General features: G+C 66.2%; 13 protein-coding genes. 4 read left to right on the plus strand and 9 right to left on the minus strand.

Going from position 1 to position 15,299, the window contains the following annotated elements; translation table 11 throughout:
- Nucleotides 1–10 precede the first annotated feature (10 nt).
- The 3 genes from GD628_RS08650 (at nucleotide 11) to secG (ending at nucleotide 2,458) form a co-directional block, all read left to right on the plus strand.
- Nucleotides 11–1,237 carry a phosphoglycerate kinase gene (locus GD628_RS08650; protein WP_152274440.1) on the plus strand — a complete coding sequence of 409 codons (1,227 nt, stop codon included), beginning with the start codon at nucleotides 11–13 and terminating at the stop codon, nucleotides 1,235–1,237.
- An 89-nt stretch (nucleotides 1,238–1,326) separates the two neighbouring features.
- Nucleotides 1,327–2,142 carry a triose-phosphate isomerase gene (gene tpiA / locus GD628_RS08655; RefSeq protein WP_152274441.1) on the plus strand — a complete coding sequence of 272 codons (816 nt, stop codon included), beginning with the start codon at nucleotides 1,327–1,329 and terminating at the stop codon, nucleotides 2,140–2,142.
- 64 nt (nucleotides 2,143–2,206) lie between these two features.
- The gene (gene secG / locus GD628_RS08660; RefSeq protein WP_091604991.1) at nucleotides 2,207–2,458 is read left to right on the plus strand and encodes a preprotein translocase subunit SecG; all 252 of its coding nucleotides are present in this window, start codon (nucleotides 2,207–2,209) and stop codon (nucleotides 2,456–2,458) included.
- Between the two features lie 87 nt (nucleotides 2,459–2,545).
- On the opposite strand, the gene pgl is transcribed toward secG, so the two are convergent.
- From pgl to tkt, 6 genes are read right to left on the minus strand one after another with little or no spacing between them, the layout of a single operon-like run.
- Nucleotides 2,546–3,358, minus strand: coding sequence for a 6-phosphogluconolactonase (gene pgl / locus GD628_RS08665; protein ID WP_152274442.1), 813 nt, complete (start codon nucleotides 3,356–3,358; stop codon nucleotides 2,546–2,548).
- The gene (locus tag GD628_RS08670; RefSeq protein WP_091604985.1) at nucleotides 3,355–4,290 is read right to left on the minus strand and encodes a glucose-6-phosphate dehydrogenase assembly protein OpcA; all 936 of its coding nucleotides are present in this window, start codon (nucleotides 4,288–4,290) and stop codon (nucleotides 3,355–3,357) included. The genes pgl and GD628_RS08670 overlap by 4 nt, the downstream gene beginning before the upstream one ends.
- Complete coding sequence (gene zwf, locus GD628_RS08675; protein ID WP_091604982.1) at nucleotides 4,287–5,831, minus strand: glucose-6-phosphate dehydrogenase; 1,545 nt, start codon at nucleotides 5,829–5,831, stop codon at nucleotides 4,287–4,289. The genes GD628_RS08670 and zwf overlap by 4 nt, the downstream gene beginning before the upstream one ends.
- Nucleotides 5,832–5,834: 3 nt before the next feature.
- A complete protein-coding gene (locus GD628_RS08680; protein ID WP_152274443.1) occupies nucleotides 5,835–7,451 on the minus strand; it encodes a glucose-6-phosphate isomerase in 1,617 nt (538 codons plus the stop codon).
- Between the two features lie 6 nt (nucleotides 7,452–7,457).
- Entirely contained in the window at nucleotides 7,458–8,573 is a 1,116-nt protein-coding gene (tal, locus tag GD628_RS08685) for a transaldolase (RefSeq protein WP_091604976.1), read from the minus strand.
- A gap of 23 nt (nucleotides 8,574–8,596) precedes the next feature.
- On the minus strand, nucleotides 8,597–10,786 hold the full coding sequence (gene tkt, locus GD628_RS08690; RefSeq protein ID WP_152274604.1) for a transketolase: 2,190 nt from the start codon (nucleotides 10,784–10,786) through the stop codon (nucleotides 8,597–8,599).
- Between the two features lie 421 nt (nucleotides 10,787–11,207).
- On the opposite strand from tkt, the gene GD628_RS08695 reads away from it, so the two are divergent.
- The gene (locus tag GD628_RS08695) at nucleotides 11,208–12,107 is read left to right on the plus strand and encodes a heme o synthase (protein ID WP_152274605.1); all 900 of its coding nucleotides are present in this window, start codon (nucleotides 11,208–11,210) and stop codon (nucleotides 12,105–12,107) included.
- A 481-nt stretch (nucleotides 12,108–12,588) separates the two neighbouring features.
- On the opposite strand, the gene GD628_RS08700 is transcribed toward GD628_RS08695, so the two are convergent.
- From GD628_RS08700 to GD628_RS08710, 3 genes are read right to left on the minus strand one after another with little or no spacing between them, the layout of a single operon-like run.
- Nucleotides 12,589–13,572: a COX15/CtaA family protein gene (locus GD628_RS08700; RefSeq protein ID WP_226802444.1), complete on the minus strand. Its 984-nt coding sequence runs from the start codon at nucleotides 13,570–13,572 to the stop codon at nucleotides 12,589–12,591.
- 5 nt (nucleotides 13,573–13,577) lie between these two features.
- Nucleotides 13,578–14,321, minus strand: coding sequence for an ABC transporter permease (locus GD628_RS08705; RefSeq protein ID WP_152274444.1), 744 nt, complete (start codon nucleotides 14,319–14,321; stop codon nucleotides 13,578–13,580).
- On the minus strand, nucleotides 14,318–15,271 hold the full coding sequence (locus tag GD628_RS08710) for an ABC transporter ATP-binding protein (protein WP_378002027.1): 954 nt from the start codon (nucleotides 15,269–15,271) through the stop codon (nucleotides 14,318–14,320). The genes GD628_RS08705 and GD628_RS08710 overlap by 4 nt, the downstream gene beginning before the upstream one ends.
- Nucleotides 15,272–15,299 lie beyond the last annotated feature (28 nt).

The raw sequence follows: 15,299 nt of genomic DNA on the forward strand, positions 1-15,299 counted from the left end.
AAAGGTTGACATGACAATCAAGACACTTGACGAACTGATCAGCGACGGCGTTGACAACAGGTACGTTCTGGTCCGCTCCGACCTCAACGTGCCGCTGGATGACGGGCGCGTCACCGACGATGGCCGGATCCGTGCCTCAATTCCCACACTGCAGCTGCTGGTCGAGCACGGCGCCAAGGTGATCGTCATGGCCCACCTGGGCAGGCCCAAGGGCAAACCGGACGAGAAGTACAACCTCCGCCCCGCCGCGGACCGGCTGGACGAACTCGCTCCCTTCCCGGTTGAGTTTGCCGAGGACGTCGTTGGTTCCAGCGCCCGGGACCTGGCCGAATCGCTGGCTGCCGGCAGCGTGCTGGTCCTGCAGAACATCCGTTTCGACCCGCGCGAGACGTCCAAGGACGACGCGGAGCGTCAGGAGCTTGCACGTGAGCTGTCTTCCCTGACCGGGAACAGCGGAGCGTTCGTGGACGACGCTTTTGGCGCCGTCCACCGCAGGCATGCCAGCGTCTACGACATCGCCGAAGTCCTGCCCGCCTACGAAGGCAACCTCGTTCGCAGCGAACTCGAGGTCCTGTCCCGCCTCACCAAGGATCCGGCCAAGCCGTACGTCGTGGTGCTCGGCGGTTCAAAGGTCTCGGACAAGCTGGCAGTGATCGAGAACCTCATGACCCGGGCGGACTACCTGCTGGTGGGCGGCGGCATGGTGTTCACCTTCCTTGCCGCGCAGGGCCACAAGGTGGGTGCTTCGCTGCTGGAAGAGGACCAGATCGACACGGTCAAGGACTACCTGGCGCGCGCCAAGGAAGCCGGCTGCGAATTCGTCCTCCCGACGGACATTGTGGTTGCGGACAAGTTCGCTGCGGACGCCGAGCATGAGGTGGTGGCTGCCGACTCGATGGAAGCGAGCCGCTTCGGTGCCTCGGGCATCGGCCTCGACATCGGCCCGGCTTCGGGCGCTGCCTTTGCCGAACGCATTCGGTCAGGCCAGACCGTATTCTGGAACGGCCCCATGGGGGTCTTTGAATTCGACGCTTTCGCCGGCGGTACGCGTGCCGTAGCCCAGGGGTTGAAGGAGTGCTCAGGCCTGACCGTTGTAGGCGGCGGCGACTCCGCTGCGGCCGTGCGCAAGCTCGGTTTCTCCGACAGCGACTTCTCGCATATCTCAACCGGCGGCGGCGCGAGCCTGGAGTACCTTGAGGGCAAGGAACTCCCGGGGATTGCCGTCCTCGACAAGTAGGCCCCGGACGGGCCCGCCGGAGCTGATCCGGCGGGCCCGTTCGGCGTGTCCGCGGAACTTTACCCACTCACTAAGAAACCGGAGCAGAGATGACAACCTCCACCAACGGCAAGTACGACCGCACCCCGCTGATCGCGGGCAACTGGAAAATGAACATGGACCACGTCCAGGGGATCACCCTGCTGCAGAAGCTGGCGTGGACCCTCAGTGATGCCCGGCACGACTACGCCCGCGTCGAGGTGGTTGTCTTCCCGCCGTTCACCGACCTGCGCAGCACCCAGACCCTGGTCCAGGGAGACAAGCTGAAGGTGGGCTACGGTGCGCAGGACCTGTCTCCCGAAGACTCCGGCGCCTATACCGGTGACATCTCCGGCCAGTTCCTCTCCAAGCTTGGCTGCAGTTATGTGCTGGTGGGCCACAGCGAACGGCGCAGTGTCCACGGCGAGTCGGACGAGCTGCTGAATGCCAAGCTCAAGGCTGCCTTCCGCAACAACCTCACGCCGGTCCTGTGCGTGGGCGAAGGCCTGGCCGAGCGCCAGGCGGGGGAGCACCTCCTGCACACGCTCGAACAGGTCCGCAACGACCTGGCTGGGCTCTCGGCCGAGGAAGTCTCCAAGCTCGTGATCGCCTATGAACCGGTCTGGGCCATTGGAACCGGCGAGGTTGCCGGGCCCGAGGACGCCCAGGAAATGTGTTCCACCATCCGCACGGAGCTGGCTGACCTGTACGATGACGCCGTCGCCGCCAAGGTGCGTCTCCTCTACGGCGGATCCGTCAAGGCATCCAACGCAGCCAGCATCCTCAAGGAGCGTGACGTCGACGGCGTGCTGGTGGGCGGGGCGAGTTTGGACGTGGCCGAATTTGCTAATATTGTCAGGTTCGAAGAACATCTGGTGACCGACTGACCTACGTCTGACCTGCACAGCAGCAAGGTCTCCATTCTGATGCGTCACCCGTGAAAGGCCGTAAGTGGAAATTCTGAAGATCATCCTGCTTGTCCTGCTGGGACTGAGCAGCCTGCTGCTGACCCTCCTGATTCTCCTGCACAAGGGGCGCGGCGGCGGCATGTCGGATATGTTCGGCGGCGGCATGAGCACCAGCATGGGGTCATCGGGCGTCGCTGAGAAGAACCTCAACCGCTTCACCGTGGTCCTCGGCATTTCCTGGGGACTGATCATTATTGCCCTGGGCCTCATCCAGCGGTTCTCCGGCGAATCGTAGGAGCTCTCAGGCACTGCAGGCGATAAACGCAGGAAAGGCCCCGGTCACTTGGACCGGGGCCTTTCTTTTCCCTGCGAGACGTGGAAGCTAGCTGCCGGTGTCCTCGGTCTCAAGCAGCCTTTCGGGCAGCTGCGAGGCGGCTGCCTGGTCAATCAGCCAACGGGTCTTGAGCTGTCCGCGCGGACCTGCGGCAGGCACCTGGACCGGCCCGGCGCCGGCCAGGGCCAGCCCCACCGCACCGGCCTTGTCCTCGCCTGCAACCGTCAGCCAGACTTCCTCTGCGCTGTTGATCGCCTCAAGGGTCAGTGACACCCGTTCCGGCGGGGGCTTGGGGGAGTTTCGCACGGCAACAGTGGTCTGTCCGCTGGTACGGATTCCCGCCATTTCCGGGAACAGCGAGGCTACGTGGGCATCCGGCCCGACGCCGAGGAGCAGGACATCGAACCGCGGAAGCCGCGGATCGGGCGCAGCAAAACCCTCAGCCAGCTGTTCCGCCTCCGCAGCGGCAGCAAGTTCGGCGGCGTAGGCGGCCGCGGCTTCCTTGACCGTGTCGAAGTCCGCGGTGGACGGCATCTCGTGCACGCGGTCGGGATCGGCGCCCAGGGGCTTCAGGAGCGCCTCCTGCGCCGGTACGGCGTTGCGCTCGGCGGAGTCCGGCGCGACGAACCGTTCGTCACCCCACCAAAAGTTCACGCGGCTCCAGTCGACGGCGGTGCGTGCCGGCCCGGCCGCCACCGCGGCCAGCACTGCCGTGCCCGCGCTGCCGCCGGTCAGGACAACGGTCGCTTCTCCGCGCCTGCTCTGTACGTCTACGAGTTTCGTGACGAGCCGTGCCGCCGTAGCCTTCACCAGGGCATCAAAGTCAGGATGGATCGTCACGCCTTTGGGGGAGTGCCTCATGCGGCGTTCCCTTCCGGGGCCAGGCACGCGGCCAGCCCCTGGGTCAGTACTTCTCCGAATACTTCGTCCGGATCGAGCCTGCGCAGCTCTTCTGCGAGGCATTCATGCAGTGTCCTCAGGGGGAGGGCAATACGCTGTTCAGGCTGTCCGGGCTGGGTCAGGTAGGCAGTGCTGCCTTCGGGGCGGCGGAGCTCCAGCGCTCCGGCGTCCCGCTCGATGCGGACCCGCCGGATTCCGGTCCCGGCCGGATCCTGGATGATCTCCACGGGAACCTTCAGGGCGTGCTTCAGCCACGCGGCGAGCAGGAAGGTGCTGGCCGAATCGGAAGCTCCCTCCACCGTGATGGAGCTGATGCCGTCCGCTCCGTTCTGTTCCAGGACCGCGGCCAGCTGGATCCGCCACAGGGTGAGCCGGGTCCAGCTCAGGTCCGTGTCGCCGTCGGCGTAGCTGGCACTCAGATCCAGCAGGGCCTGCTTGGGATCCGGTTCGTTGGCAGCATCCGTGATGCGGCGGTGGGCAATCCGGCCCAGCGGCGTAGAGGCAGGGGACTGGGGATGGCCGTGCGGCCACCACACCACAATCGGCGCATCCGGCAGCAGCAGCGCGGAAACCAGTGACTCGCTCTCGGCGGCCAGTTCCCCGTACCCGTACAGCAGGATGACGTCGGAGGCACCGGCGTCGCCGCCCACGCGGATCTGCGCATCGAGCCGGGACGGTTCGTCGGCGGAACCGGCTGCCAGCACAATCACCCGGCAGGGGTGTTCCCGGCTGGCGTCATTGGCCGCCTCAATGGCTTCTTCCACGTAGTCCGGCTCAGTGACGATTACCAGGGTCAGCACCCGGCCCAGGGCAATCACGCCGCCCTTGTCCCGCATCGCAACGATCTTCTTGGACACCTTTGACGTAGTGGTGTCCGGCAGGTCAACTATCACGGCCTTCTCCAGGTCCTTCCGTCGCGGGCTAGCAGTTCGTCGGCGGAGGCGGGTCCCCAGCTTCCGGGTGCGTAGGGTTCGGGCTGTTCATCCAGGGACGCCCAGTATTCCTCGAAGGGGTCAACGATCTTCCAGGAGAGCTCCACTTCCTGGTGCCGCGGGAACAGCGGTGGTTCACCGAGCAGCACGTCCAGGATGAGGCGTTCGTACGCCTCGGGACTTGATTCGGTAAAGGAGTGGCCGTAGCCGAAGTCCATAGAGACGTCCCGCACTTCCATCTGTGTTCCCGGGACCTTGGAGCCGAAACGGATGGTTGCACCTTCGTCCGGCTGAACGCGGATCACAACGGCGTTCTGGCCGAAGTCGTCCTCGGCATGGTCGCGGAACAGCAGGTTGGGTGCCCGCTTGAAGACGACGGCGATTTCAGTCACGCGGCGTCCGAGCCGCTTGCCCGCCCGGAGATAGAACGGCACCCCGGCCCAGCGCCGGGTATTGATGTCCAGGCGCACGGCCGCAAACGTCTCGGTCTTCGAGTCCGGGTTAAAGCCTTCCTCTTCCAGGAATCCCGTCACCTTCTCGCCGCCCTGCCAGCCGCCCGTGTACTGGCCGCGGGCCGAGTGCTGCGAGAGGTCGCGCGGCAGCCGGACGGCGGCCAGGACCTTCTCCTTTTCGGCACGCAGGTGCGCGGCGTCGAAGGAAATCGGTTCCTCCATGGCCGTGAGTGCCAACAGCTGCAGCAGGTGGTTCTGGATGACGTCGCGGGCCGCGCCCACGCCGTCGTAATAGCCGGCGCGCCCGCCAATGCCAATGTCCTCAGCCATGGTGATCTGCACGTGGTCAACGTAGTTGGCGTTCCAGATCGGTTCGAACAGCTGGTTCGCGAAGCGCAGCGCCAGGATGTTCTGGACCGTCTCCTTGCCCAGGTAATGGTCAATGCGGAAGACGGCGTCCGGCGGGAAGACAGACTCGACGACGGCGTTCAGGTCCCGCGCGGACTGCAGGTCGTGTCCGAATGGCTTCTCGATCACTACGCGGCGCCAGCGGCCGTCGCCCGAACCGGCGAGCCCGTGGCTGGAAAGCTGCTGGCAGACCTGCTCGAAGCTCTTGGGCGGTACCGAGAGGTAGAACGCGACGTTCCCGCGGGTGCCGCGCTTTTCGTCGAGGTCCCGCAGCGTGCTGTGCAGGGTATCGAACGCGTCGTTGTCGTCGAAGCCGCCCTGTACAAAGCGGATTCCTTCAACCAGCTGGTCCCAGACACTTTCATTGAACTTGGTACGCGAACCTGCCTGCACGGCGTCCTTCACGTAGCCGGCAAAATCGGCGTGGCTCCATTCGCGGCGGCCGAAACCCACCAGGGAGAAGCTGGGCGGGAGCAGGCCCCGGTTGGCCAGGTCATAGATGGCCGGAATGAGCTTCTTGCGTGCCAGGTCTCCTGTCACGCCGAAGATCACCAGAGAGGACGGCCCGGCGATCCGGCTGAGACGCCGGTCGCGGGGGTCCCGCAGCGGGGACGCCGACCCGTTGTCTTGCTCATGGAACATCAGTTATTTACCACCCAGGTCCGTGAGGGCCGCGGCGAGCTGGGCCGCTCCGGCCTTCCTTTCAATCAGGTTCAGGCGCAGCACGGGGCGGCCGTGGTCCGCGAGGACCTGGGCGTCTCCGGCTGCCTGCGCCGAAATCAGTTCCCCGAAGCTGAAGGGACGCCCGGGGATCGGGACATCCTGCCCGGAGTTGCCGGTGATCTGCAGGTATACGCCCTGCGCCGGTCCGCCCTTGTGGAACTGGCCGGTCGAGTGCAGGAACCGCGGGCCCCATCCGAAGGTCACGGGCCGGCCCGTAGCGGCGGCCAGCTGCGGGCGGAGGTCCTCGAGTTCCGCCTGCGCGGCCCGGTCAAGGTAGGCCTGGATGCTGAGGTAGCCGTCTTCACCGAGCTGCCCGAGCAGTGCACGGAGCGCCTCCGGGAGGGTCTGCGCGCCGTCCAGCAGGGCGGCGTCGCCGCGCACCTCAACGGAGCCGTCAACGAACGACGGCGCAGCCGGTTCGGGCTGGGCGTCCAGCAGGCCGCGGGCAGCCTTCTTGGCGGCCTCGACGTCGGGCTGGTCAAAGGGGTTGATGCCGAGCAGGCGCCCGGCCACGGCGGTGGCGTATTCCCAGAGCATCATCTGGGCACCGAGGCTGCCGGAAACAACCACCTGGTCCCCTTCGGGCTCCGCCTCGGACTCGGGAGCAGCTATGCGCACAACCAGGACATCAGGTGCCCCGCCGGTCACCTCGGGTGCACCGGGCTCCGCGACGACGGGGAGGAGCCCCGTCTGCAGCTTGCCGGTGGATTCGGCGATGAGCTGCTCTGCCCAGTCCGGGAAGCCGGCCAGGCCGGACCCTTCGTCAACGATCACGATCTTGTTGCGCAGCGGATTGGTTCCGCCCAGTGCCGCACCCAGTGCCAGGCCAATGTTGTCTTCAGCGTTGTCGCTGAGGATCTCGGCAGTGTCTTCGGCTGCGTCAAGGAGTTCCTCGATGTCCGCGCCTGCCAGGCCGGAGGGGACAAGACCGAATGCGGTCAGCGCCGAGTAGCGGCCTCCCACATGGGGATCGGCGTTGAACACGGCGCGGTAGCCGGCCTCGCGGGCCGCCGCGTCCAGCGGCGAGCCGGGGTCGGTGACGATGACGATCCGCGAGGCGGCGTCGATTCCGGCCTTGGTGAACGCGTCCTCGAAGGCACGGCGCTGCGAATCGGTCTCCACGGTGGACCCGGACTTGGAGGAAACCACCAGGACGGTGGACGCAAGGTCTTCCGCCAGGGCGGCCGCAACCGAGTCCGGGTCCGTGGAATCAAGCACCGTCAGGTTTACGCCTGCAGTGCGGGTAATGACTTCCGGGGCCAGCGACGAACCGCCCATGCCGGCCAGGACCACGCGGTCCACGCCCTCGGCGGCCAGTTCTTCGCGCAGCGCCCGGATCTGTCCCAGAAGCGGCCGGGAAGCCGGTGCCGGGTTCAGCCAGCCGAGCCGGATGGAGGCCTCCGCCTCGGCGTCCGGCCCCCACAGCGTCGGGTCCTGGGCGAGGAGCCGGGTGGCTACCTCGTCCCGGACCAGGGCGGGGACGTGCGCCTCCACCGCGTCGCGGGCGGCTCCTGCAGCTTCAAAGGACAGAGTGGTCATGGGTGCTTATGCCTTCCGTGCGGTTTCCAGTGCGGCGTTTACGGTCTCCAGCAGCTCGCCCCAGGAGACAACGAACTTGTCCAGGCCTTCCGTCTCAAGGACCTCAACGACGTCGTTGTAGTCGACTCCGGCGGCGTCCAGCTCATCGAGCAGGGCAGCGGACTCGGCGTACGTACCGGTGATCGTGTCACCGGAAACCACGCCGTGGTCTGCGGTCGCTTCGAGCGTCTTCTCCGGCATGGTGTTCACGACGCCGGACGCCACCAGCTCGGTGACGTACAGCGTGTCCGGCAGGGACGGGTCCTTGACGCCGGTGGAGGCCCACAGCGGGCGCTGCGCGTTGGCACCGGCCGCGGCCAGCACCTGCCAGCGCTCGGAAGCGAAGGACTCCTCGTAGACCTGGTAGGCGAGGCGGGCGTTGGCCAACCCGGCCTTGCCCTTGAGCGCCTTTGCCGCGTCCGTACCGGCTGCGTCCAGGCGCTTGTCGATCTCGCTGTCCACGCGGGAGACGAAGAAGGACGCCACGGAGTGGATCTTCGAGAGGTCGTGGCCGTTCTCCCTGGCCTGCTCAATGCCGGCCATGAAGGCGTTGATGACCTCGCGGTAGCGCTGCAGGGAGAAGATCAGGGTCACGTTGACGCTGATGCCCTCGGCCAGCACGGCGGTGATGGCCGGCAGTCCCTCTACGGTGGCGGGAATCTTGATCAGGACGTTGCTGCGGCCAACCTTGTCAAAGAGTTCCTTGGCCTCGTTGACGGTGCCCTGGGTGTCGCGAGAGAGCCGGGGATCCACCTCGATGGAAACCCGTCCGTCAACGCCGCCGCTTGATTCGAAGACCGGAGCGAAAACGTCGCACGCCTGGATGACGTCGTCGGTGGTGATCTCGAAGACGGCCTTGTCCACGCCGGCCCCGGTGTCAGCAAGCTGCTGCACCTGGGCTGCGTAGGATTCGCCGTTGGCCAGGGCCGCGGCGAAGATGCTCGGGTTGGTGGTCACGCCGACGACGTTGCGGTCAGCGATCAGGTCCTTGAGCGAACCGGAGGTGATTCGTTCCCGGGACAGGTCATCAAGCCAGATGGATACGCCGGCTTCGGAAAGCGCTGCGGTGGGTGTTGAAGTCATGGGGTACGTGCTCCTTTTCCTAATTACTTCTGGTCGCCGGTCTCGGTGGAGTCCGCGCCGGAAGGTGCTGCAGGGGTACCTGCAGGGGCTGCGTCCCGGCCGTGCACTGCTGCGAGGGAATCCCGCGCAGCCTGGGCTACGGCGTCGGACGTGATGCCGAATTCGTTGAACAGGGTCTTGTAGTCGGCGGAGGCGCCGAAGTGCTCGAGGGAGACCATGCGGCCGTCATCGCCGACGAATTCGCGCCAGCCCTGGGCGATGCCGGCTTCCACCGACACCCGGGCCTTGATCGAACGCGGCAGCACGGATTCGCGGTAGTCCTCGTCCTGCCGGTTGAACCACTCAACGCTCGGCATGGAGACCACACGGGCAGCAACGCCTTCGGCGGCGAATGCTTCGCGTGCCTGGACGGCCAGCTGGACCTCCGAGCCGGTGCCGATGAGGATGACGTCCGGGGTAACGGCCTGACCGTCCCGCACGGCTTCCGCCAGGACATATCCGCCGCGTGCCGCGCCGTCGGCCGAGCCGAATTCGCTGGCACCTGCTGCTCCGGTGCCGCGCTCCCAGGTGGGAACGTTCTGGCGGGTCAGCACGATTCCTGCAGGGTTCTCGGTGTTCTCCAGGATGGTGCGCCAGGCGACAGCCACTTCGTTGGCGTCTGCGGGACGGACGACGTCGAGTCCCGGGATGGCGCGCAGCGAGGCGAGCTGCTCGACGGGCTGGTGCGTGGGTCCGTCTTCGCCCAGGCCAATCGAGTCGTGCGTCCACACGTAGATCGACGGGACGCCCATGAGTGCGCCGAGGCGGATGGCCGGACGCTGGTAGTCGCTGAAGATCAGGAAGGTACCGGAGAACGCCCGGGTGTTGCTGGCCATGGTGATGCCGTTGACGATCGCGGCTGCTGCGTGTTCGCGGATGCCGAAGTGCAGGACACGGCCGTAGGGCCCGCCTGACCACGCCGAGGTCTGGCGTCCGGCCGGAACGAAGGACGGAGCACCTTCGATGGTGGTGTTGTTGGATTCCGCGAGGTCGGCGGAACCGCCCCACAGCTCCGGAAGGACCGGACCGATGGCGCTGAGCACCTTGCCGGAAGCGGCGCGGGTGGAAACGTCCTTGCCTGCTTCGAACTGCGGAAGCGAATCTTCCCAGCCCTGGGGCAGCTCGCCGGCCTGGATGCGCTCGAGGAGCTGCGCGCCTTCAGGGTTGGCCTCCCGCCAGGCGTTGAACGAATCGTTCCAGAGGGCGCGTTCCTCGGCGCCGCGGGAACGGACTCCGCGGGTGTATTCGAGGACCTCCGGATCGACGTCGAAGGACTTCTCCGGGTCGAAGCCCAGGGTTTCCTTCAGTGCGGCGACCTCGTCGCGGCCCAGGGCCGAACCGTGGATCTTGCCGGTGTTCTGCTTGTTCGGTGCGGGCCAGCCGATGATGGTGCGCAGCGAGATGATGGACGGCCGGCCGGTCTCCGCCTTGGCCTTGGCCAGTGCGTCGTAGAGGCCGTTAACGTCTTCGCGGTATTCGCCGCTCTCGGTCCAGTCAACGCGCTGGGTGTGCCAGCCGTAGGCTTCGTAGCGCTTGAGGACATCCTCGGTGAAGGCGATGTCGGTGTCATCCTCGATGGAAATGTGGTTCTCGTCGTAGATCACCACGAGGTTGCCCAGTTCCTGGTGGCCCGCCAGCGACGAGGCCTCCGAGGTCACGCCTTCCTGCAGGTCCCCGTCGGACGCGATCACCCAGATGGTGTGGTCGAAGGGGCTGGTGCCTGCCGGGGCATCGGCGTCGAACATTCCGCGCAGGCGGCGCTGCGCGTAAGCGAAGCCGACGGCGGAGGCCAGACCCTGGCCCAGCGGGCCGGTAGTGATCTCGACGCCGTCAGTGTGTCGGTACTCAGGGTGGCCGGGGGTCTTGGAACCCCAGGTGCGCAGCGCCTTCAGGTCATCCAGTTCCAGGCCGTAGCCGGAAAGGAACAGCTGGATGTAGAGCGTCAGCGATGTGTGGCCGGGGGAGAGGATGAAGCGGTCACGGCCGATCCAGTGCGGGTCCGCAGGATCGTGCCGCATCACCTTCTGGAACAGCAGATACGCCGCGGGAGCCAGGCTCATGGCGGTTCCGGGGTGTCCATTGCCAACCTTCTCGACGGCGTCGGCCGCCAGGACGCGGACGGTATCTACTGCCTTGCTGTCCGTCTCGCTCCAGGTAAGGTTCTGCTCTTCCAAATGTGGCACGTTTACCGGGCCCCTCTCTGTACGGATTACCGGCGCTTTCCGGCGCCGGACGCGGTGTTCTCACCACTACAACCGGGTTTTGTGCGCAATCGTTACCCGACATGCACAAATTTCCTGCCAGTGCCGTGCAGCTGACCTGCCGGACCTGCAGGAAATGTCCGCTTTCAACCTTATCCCGAAGCCCGTGCCATTGGGCGTATCGGGGGACGCATTCTGCGCCCCGGGCGGCGCAGGTTCCCCGTACCTGGCCCGAATACCCCGGACCAGCGATCCGTGCTTCGTTTTCTACAGGGGATAGAGGTTATGATGAGCGTGGACTTTTACGGCCCAGACAGGATTCCAGACAGGACTGAGTGATCGTTTCGTGAGTACGCAGCATGCCCCCGCCGAGGTTCCGGTATACGCCGGAAAAATGAGCGTGGGACGTAAGCTCCGGGCCTACGTGGCCCTCACGAAGCCGCGCGTCATTGAACTCCTGCTGGTCACCACCCTGCCCACCATGTTCTTCGCGCAGGGCGGCATACCCTCTGTCTGGCTGATGGTCGCCACGATGGTCGGCGGCGGCCTCGCTGCGGCCAGCGCCGGGGTCTTCAACTGCTACATCGACCGGGACATGGACCGGCTGATGCGCCGGACCGAAAAGCGCCCCCTGGTCACCGGCGAAGTCAGCCCGCGCGAAGCACTCGTCTTCGGCTGGGCTCTCGGCATCGTCTCGATTGCGCTCCTGTGGTTCGGCGCCAACCCGCTCACGGGCCTGCTGGGCCTTGGCGCGATCCTGCTCTACGTGGTGTTCTACACGCTGATCCTGAAGCGCCGTACCACCCAGAACATTGTCTGGGGCGGAATCGCCGGCTGCATGCCGGTACTGATTGCCTGGGCGGCCGTCACCAACACGGTTGAATGGCCCGCCGTCATCCTCTTCACCGTGATCTTCCTATGGACGCCGCCGCACTACTGGCCGCTGTCCATGAAGTACGGCGAGGACTACCGCAACGCGTCCGTGCCCATGCTCGGCGCAGTTGCCGGCGCGAAACTCGTCTCCGTGCAGGTTGTCCTCTACGCCTACGCGACCGTCGTGTGCTCGCTCCTGCTCATCCCGGTTGGCGGAGCAGGCTGGGTCTACACCGCAGGCGCTGTGCTCAGCGGGGTCTGGTTCCTCGCCGAGACGCACCGCCTCCACTCCCGGGCCCAGCGCGAAGACGTGTCCGACAAGTCCGCCATGAAGGTTTTCCACGGATCGATCAGCTACCTGACCATCCTCTTCGTCGCCCTCGCGATCGACCCGTTCGTCGGCGGTCCGGTCTTCGGGTAGGTCCGGTTCCCGCCTGTCTTGGCGTGGTTATCTCCCCGCAGGATGGCCGCGGGACTCCGTGCGGCGCATGCTCTCCGACTTCCACGGCGCCTGGGCCGTCAACCTTTCCTGCGTTGAAAGACAGCTGGCGTGAAGGCCCGACGTCGATGCCCGTCATGACAGAGAACGGCACCCGCTCCCGTGCCCCCAGAGCGTCGGTCAGCATCCATCGGTGAGTTACGGTCGTTTAGCCCGCCCGCCGCGAATCCTTCGGTGACTTACGGTCCCTTTGGACCGGGTCATGCGACGTTATCTCCCCACAGGATGCGCAGAAGGCATCTAAACAGCGTTATCTCCCCATGCGCTACGGCTGTTCCGGCCCGGCCGACGCCCCCAGAACCCGCCCCGCATTCGCCCAGAAACGCAAAAGACCCCAGGGAACCCAGGTTCCGTGGGGTCTTTCGCCGCGTCCGCGGGGCGAACAGCAGCGCTAAGCGGCCAGCTACTTCGAAGCGGGTGAGCCCGCGCCTGCCAGGGCCTGACCCGGAACCTTCCGGGAGAGCGCGGTGTAGACCACGTGCGCAGCCGCCGCAGTGAGCAGTGAAGCGCCAAGCATATGCATGGCCACCAGCACGATCGGAAGATGCATGAAGTGCTGCACGTAGCCAATTACGGCCTGGGCGAGCACGACGGCGGTGAAGACCACCAGGGACGTGCGCAGGCGGCTGTCGGCAGCGCGGCGGTAAACGAGGAAGAGCGCAACAGCGGTGGCGAACACCAGCAGGTAGACCGGCACTACGTGGAGCCGGGTCACCAGGTCCGGGTTCAGGCCGTTCCGGGCCGCGCCGTGGTCTCCGGCGTGCGGGCCGGAGCCGGTGACCATCACGCCCAGGACCACCGTGATGGCCGACAGGATGCCAATTGCCCAGATCACCGGACGCAGGGGCTGGTCAGCAAGGGGAGCGTGGGACCCGGCCACACCTTCGGTGCTCAGCCACGCGCGGTTGACCAGCACCACTGCAACGCTGATGATCATCATGGACACAATGAAGTGCAGGCCCACAACCCACGGATTGAGCCCGGTCCACACGGTGATGCCGCCAATGAAGGCCTGCGCCGGAATCCCGGCCAGCGCCGCGACGGACAGCCAGAGCAGGTCAGGCCGGCTGCGGCGGGACTTCCAGACGGAGGCGAGCATGCCGAACGCAATCGCGGCAAGCACGAAGGTCAGGAGCCGGTTGCCGAACTCGATGATGCCGTGCACGCCCATTTCCGGCGTAGTGACCAGTGAGTCTGCTGTGCAGAGCGGCCATTCCGGGCAGCCAAGGCCCGAAGCCGTCAGCCGCACGGCGCCGCCGGTGACCACAATGGCGATGTTCGCCACCAGGGTGGCCACCGCCAGTGAACGGATCAGCTTGCCGGTGGCGGGGCCGCTGGAAGGCGGAGCCGTCCGGGCAGCAGGTGCAGGGGCGGGGGTGTTGGACACGGGAACTAACTCCATTTGAACCAGCGGACAGCAGCGAGGCTGCCCAGGATTGTCCACGCCAGCAGGATGAGCGTGGCGGAAAGGTTGAACTGCGTATCGATCAGGGCTGATCTCATCACATCGCCCAGGGCGGCCGAGGGAAGGAACTGGACGAACGGCTCCATATCCGACGGCAGGCTGGCAGCCGGAAGGATGATGCCGCCAACACCCGCCAGCAGGATCCACAGCAGGTTGGTTATGGCCAGCGTAGCCTCGGGCCGGACGGTTCCGGCAACCAGGAGGCCCAGTGCGGTGAAAGCCACCGCGCCCAGGACCAGGAGCACCAGCGCCAGCGGCACGCCGGGAAGCGAAGGACGCCAGCCAATGAACACGGCGACGGAGCTGACCAGTACCACCTGGATGGCAAGGACGGACAGCACCGCAATAACTTTGCCGGCAATGAGCCCGGCGCGGCCCAGGGGAGTGGTGGACAGGAACCGGAGGACGCCGTAGCGCCGGTCGAATCCGGTGGCGATGCCCTGGCCGGTGAATGCCGTTGAGAGCGCGCACAGCGCCAGGATGCCCGGTGCCGCGGTATCGATGCGGGACTCGCCGTAGGCATCAAGGACCGGGGTCACGCTGAGGGCTAGAAGCCCCAGGAGGGGAAGCACGACGGCGAGGATCAGCTGTTCGCCGTTGCGCAGCATGGTCTCAGCTTCGTACCGGCCCTGGTTCAGGACCCGAACGGACAGGGGAGCCGGAGCGCTCATCGGTTCTCCTTTCCGGAGAGTTCGAGGAAGACGTCCTCCAGCGTGCGTGAAGCCATATGGATACTGTCCGGCAGGATGCCTGCCTCATTCCACCACCCTGCCAGGCGGGCCAGGTCAGCCGGGGTGAACTCGCCGCTGAGCACATACCTGCCGGGGGAGTCCTCGGTGAAGGACAGGTGCTCCAGGCCGGCCACGGACGGGTTGAGTCCGGGTGGTGCTTCGAAGGAAAGCTCGCGGCCTGCGGCGTGCGCCTCCGTCCGAGCCGTGAGCTCCGGAACGGTGCCCCGGGCTACCGTGCGCCCGTCATCAATGATGTACACGTAGTCCGCCAGGCGCTGGGCGTCGTCGAGCAGGTGGGTGGTGAGGATGATCCCCAGGCCTTCGTCCCGCAGTTCCTGGATCAGTTCAAAGACGATCTGGCGGGACTGCGGGTCGAGTCCCGCGCTGGGCTCATCCAAAAACAGCACTTCAGGATTCCCGACCAGCGCGGCAGCCAGGGCCACACGCTGGCGCTGGCCGCCGGAAAGCCGGCGGATCCCGGTCCTGGCAAAACTGTTGATGCCCAGCCGGTGGACCAGTTCATCGACGTCGCGGGGCTCCCGGTACATGCTGGCAATGTGCCGCAGGAGGGCAACCGGGCGGGCCGCGGGGGGCAGCCCGCCGTCCTGGAGCATGACGCCAACCCGGGCGCGCAGTTCTGCTCCGGCACCATAAGGAGCCTCACCAAGGAGACGGACGTCGCCGCCGTCGATGGGCTGCAGTCCCTGGGCACACTCGAGCGTGGTGGTCTTGCCGGCGCCGTTTGCGCCCAGCAGGGCAGTCACCTGGCCCCGCCTGGCAGTGAGGTCAACCCCGGCCAGCACCCGGATCATTTTGCCGTCCAGTCCCGGCACGGGACCGAGGTCCCGGACCAGGCCGGTGATAGTCAGGCAGGGTTCGTCGTTAGGCACCCCCATATTCTACGTTAGGTAGTAGTCC

It is taken from the genome of Arthrobacter koreensis (assembly GCF_009193255.1).
Taxonomy (GTDB): Bacteria; Actinomycetota; Actinomycetes; order Actinomycetales; family Micrococcaceae; genus Arthrobacter_B; species Arthrobacter_B koreensis.